Annotated in this window: 3 protein-coding genes; all 3 read left to right on the top strand. The window is 38.0% G+C overall.

Annotation, left to right across the window (positions count from 1 at the left end; translation table 11 throughout):
- Window positions 1–923: alpha/beta hydrolase (locus ACIQZ6_RS12145; RefSeq protein WP_395811470.1), on the top strand; the 923-nt coding region annotated here is incomplete at its 5' end.
- 90 nt (window positions 924–1,013) lie between these two features.
- A complete protein-coding gene (locus ACIQZ6_RS12140) occupies window positions 1,014–1,898 on the top strand; it encodes a bestrophin family protein (protein ID WP_395811468.1) in 885 nt (294 codons plus the stop codon).
- A gap of 97 nt (window positions 1,899–1,995) precedes the next feature.
- A complete protein-coding gene (locus tag ACIQZ6_RS12135) occupies window positions 1,996–4,164 on the top strand; it encodes a DUF5916 domain-containing protein (protein ID WP_395811466.1) in 2,169 nt (722 codons plus the stop codon).
- The last annotated feature ends 175 nt before the right edge of the window (window positions 4,165–4,339 follow it).

Genomic DNA, 4,339 nt, shown 5'->3' with positions numbered 1-4,339 from the left:
TTATGCATAGGGTTATATATTTTATTGTTTTTCTAGGAATTATTAGTTTATCTGATTCATTAAAGGGTCAGGAAATAATTTCATTATATGATGGTATTATCCCAAATAGCAAGCCATCAATAGACAGAGAAGTGTCAGCACGTAATAAAGATGGTTTAATGATTACCCGCTACGTTTCAAATCCTACCCTAATTTGGTATAAACCAGCAAAAGTTTCTGATATACATAGCGCTGTAATTATTTGCCCAGGTGGTGGATATGGAGCATTAGCTTCAAGCAGTGAAGGCTCAGACGTTGCCCAAGCACTTAGCAAATTGGGTATTTCTGCATTTGTTCTAAAGTATCGTTTACCAGACGATCTAATTATGGTTGACAAATCTATAGGGCCATTACAAGATGCTCAAAGATCGATACAATTACTACGTGAAAATGCTAAGGAATGGAATATAGACCCCTCCAAAATAGGTATCATGGGTTTTTCTGCTGGCGGACATCTTGCGGCTAGCTTATCAACTAACTTCAGTCAATCGCTCATTTCAAACCCACTAAAAACTTCATTTCGCCCTGATTTTTCAGTTCTTATTTATCCGGTTATTAGTTTCACAGATAGCCTTGCAAATAAAGGTAGTAGAGATAACTTGATTGGTAATAATCCTTCAGAGGAAACTAAGCGAAAATTTTCGAATGAATTGCAGGTGAGTGCTCAAACACCACATGCATTCTTGGTTCACGCAAGTAATGATAGTCCTGTTCCTGTGGCTAACAGTATTGTTTATTATCAATCTTTATTAAAACTAAAGATTTACAGCTCCTTAATTCTATATCCGGGGGGTAATCATGGCTTTGGAATGAATAATAAAACTACTTCAAGCCGCTGGATGGATGATTTGAAATTCTGGCTCATTGACAATAAGTATCTTTAAGAGAATATATTTTTTTAGTTTTTAAAAATTCTTGAAGAGGAGTGAGTTGTTAAACTATTTCCGTATTCCCCATTCATTTCCTTATTTTGCATGATGATTGTTTATAATCCTAAAGATTGGTTCTATTCCACGTTTTATTTGCATCGCTCAGATACAGCACGCAAATTATTTCCGCTTTTGCTAGCATTGTCTGTGTACTCGGGTGGTATTGCTTATGTGGAACTTGAATATGTTAAGCTTTCGGATGTAGCTTGGGTCAAGAATATTACCATTGTTCACAACCTCTTGGGTTTTGTGATGTCAATTCTTTTGGTATTTCGAACCAATACGGCGTACGACCGCTGGTGGGAAGCCCGAAAGCAATGGGGTACATTGACTAATTCCAGTCGCAGCTTTGCCATCAAAATGAATGCGTTTCTTAGCCGAGAAGATCGGGTGAATCGTAGTTTTTATATCAAATCAATCCCTCTTTTTGCCGATACATTATTTGCTCATCTTCGTTCAAATAAAACAAAGTTCATGCTTGATTCCATCGAACATCCCGAATTTGAAACATTTGATGCAAAAAAACATGGACCTAATCAAGTAGCTTCCATGATCGTTGCACGTACCAACAGTTTGTATAAGGAAGGTTTGATCAGTGGAGATCAGCTGATTGTGATTAATAGTGAAATTTGTTCATTTACGGATGTGTGCGGTGCCTGCGAGCGCATTAAGAATACCCCCATCCCAATGTCATATAGCTCATTTATCAAGAAATTTATTTTTATTTATGTGCTTACTCTACCCGTTGGATTTGTTTTTTCTATGGGATATTTTGTGATTGCCGCCGTCCCCTTTATTTTCTATGTGATGGCCTCTTTGGAGCTGATAGCAGAGTCTATTGAAGATCCTTTCGGAACTGATCCTGATGACCTTCCCATCGATAAAATAGGGGAGAATATCCGTACTCATGTAATGGAGATCTTACATTGATCCGGCTTGAAATCGCTATCCAAATCCCATTTTTAATTGTTTTTTTCTAATTTAGATTGGTGGGAATAGCTGTTCACCTTTTGATTATGGTCTTATTTTGAAATATTTATTCCTGTTTGCTTTCCTCCTAACTGGTTTACCAGTTTTTGCACAGAAGATCAATAATGCCTATAAACTTCGAATTGCTGAAACTAGGGCTCCAGTTGTAATTGATGGGCTTTTGGAAGAAGATGCATGGAAAAATGCAGAGCCTGCAAAAGATTTTTTCATGGTTGGTCCTATGGATACCAGTTTTGCAAAGGTATTGACCGAGGTACGCATGAGCTACGATAAGGATAACCTCTACATCTCAGCTGTATGCTATCAGCCCAATGCCAAATTGTATGCTGTTGAATCGCTTAGACGTGATTTTGCCTATACCAAGAACGATAATTTTCTGTTGATACTTGACCCCTTTGATGATCAGACCAATGGATTTACTTTTGGGGTAAATGCCGCCGGCGCACAATGGGACGGCCTTATTTTCAACAGTAATGGATACGATCTGAGCTGGGATAATAAATGGTATTCTGAAGTTAAGCATTATGATGACCGTTGGGTATTTGAGGCCTCAATCCCTTTTAAATCTATACGTTATAAAAAAGGGATCAAAACCTGGGGTGTCAATTTTAGCAGACTTGATATAAAAGTTCCTGAGAAATCAGCCTGGGCTAAAATACCACGACAATTTAATGTTGCATCGCTGGCCTACACCGGGAATCTTCTTTGGGATAATCCACCACCTGATGCGGGCACCAATGTTTCTGTTATTCCTTACGTACTTGGCGGATTGACAAAAAATTATCAAACTAATACCAGTACAAAATTCAAGAAAGAAATCGGTGCGGATGCCAAAATCGGTATTACCTCTTCACTAAATCTAGATTTGACCATCAATCCTGATTTTTCACAAATTGAAGTAGACAGGCAGGTAACGAATCTGGATCGTTTCGAATTATTTTTCCCGGAACGCAGGCAATTCTTTCTAGAAAATGCCGACCTCTTTGCCAATTTTGGCTATTCAACAATTAGGCCTTTCTTTTCAAGAAGAATTGGACTGGGAGTGCCTATTGAGTTTGGCGCTAGGCTGAGCGGAAGCCTTGACAAGAATTGGCGGATAGGAGCAATGGACATGCAAACTAAAAGCATGGATGAAACGGGGCTTCCGGCTCAGAATTTTGCTGTTTTGGCTTTACAAAGACGTGTTTTTTCAAGGTCGAACATCCGTTTTATGTTTGTTAATAAGCAATCAGTTAATTATTCACCACTCGAAAATCCTGCTAAGCCAGCGTTTAGCTTGTATAATCGAAATGTTGGGCTTGAATATAACCTCGCTTCTTCCAATAATCGCTGGGTAGGAAAATCAATGTTTCTGAAGTCATTTAGCCCTCAGAAAAATAGTGATGATTTGGTTCATGCAGCCAACTTGCAATACACAACAAGAAAATGGCTTTTGAGCTGGCAGCATGAGTCTGTTGGTGAGAATTATACAGCAGAAGTGGGTTATGTTCCGCGTACAGATTATTTCAAAATTAATCCCAAACTGAATTATTTATTCTTTCCAAAGGCAGGTAAAGTATTAAATCATGGCCCTGTTTTTAGTTCCACCTATTTTTTTAATAGATCTTTCAGACGTACAGATAATGAAACAATGCTGGGTTATAAGTTCACGCAACGTAGTCAGAGCACCTTTGAGGTATGGACTTCTGATAATTACATTCGTTTGCAAAGGCCATTCGATCCGGTTAATACAGGAAAAGGAAGTTTAGCTTCTGGAACAGAGCATGTTTGGAAGGCCGGTGGATTCAATTATGCATCTAAACCTCAAAAGATGTATACCTATAGCCTTAGTGGGCAGTATGGTGGTTATTTTGCGAATGGGAACAGGTTAAATCTGGCTGGTGATCTAGGCTATCGCTTTCAGCCGTATGTCAATATTGCTATGAGCACCAGCTATAATCATATTGTATTGCCACAGCCATGGGGAGTGACTAATTTCTGGCTTGTAGGCCCCCGAACCGATTTTACTTTTAGTAATAAACTGTTTCTTACCACGTTTGTACAGTATAATAACCAGCAAAAGAATATCAATTTGAATACCCGTTTTCAATGGCGTTATAAACCAGCCAGTGATCTTTTTCTTGTTTTTACGGATAACTATTTTCCTTCTCCATTTGCTGTTAGAAATCGCGCTCTGGTTTTGAAGTTTACTTATTGGTGGAACTAGCCTTAATTTGAGGATTGAATAATCTAATTTCGGATTTTTAGATTGGGTTTCAGAAATATTATGGAGATGATTTCAAACATTCTAGGAGTAAAACTGCAGAATTTTTTCTACTAAAATGCCGGTCTTTTGTTTATCTATTTATTTATTAAAATTATAGCATATGTGCGGTAGAGTA

The organism is Daejeonella sp., from assembly GCF_044348475.1.
In the GTDB taxonomy this organism is placed as follows: Bacteria; Bacteroidota; Bacteroidia; order Sphingobacteriales; family Sphingobacteriaceae; genus Daejeonella.
Note: the sequence above shows the minus strand (reverse complement) of the source record. Positions and strands in the feature narration are given on the sequence as shown.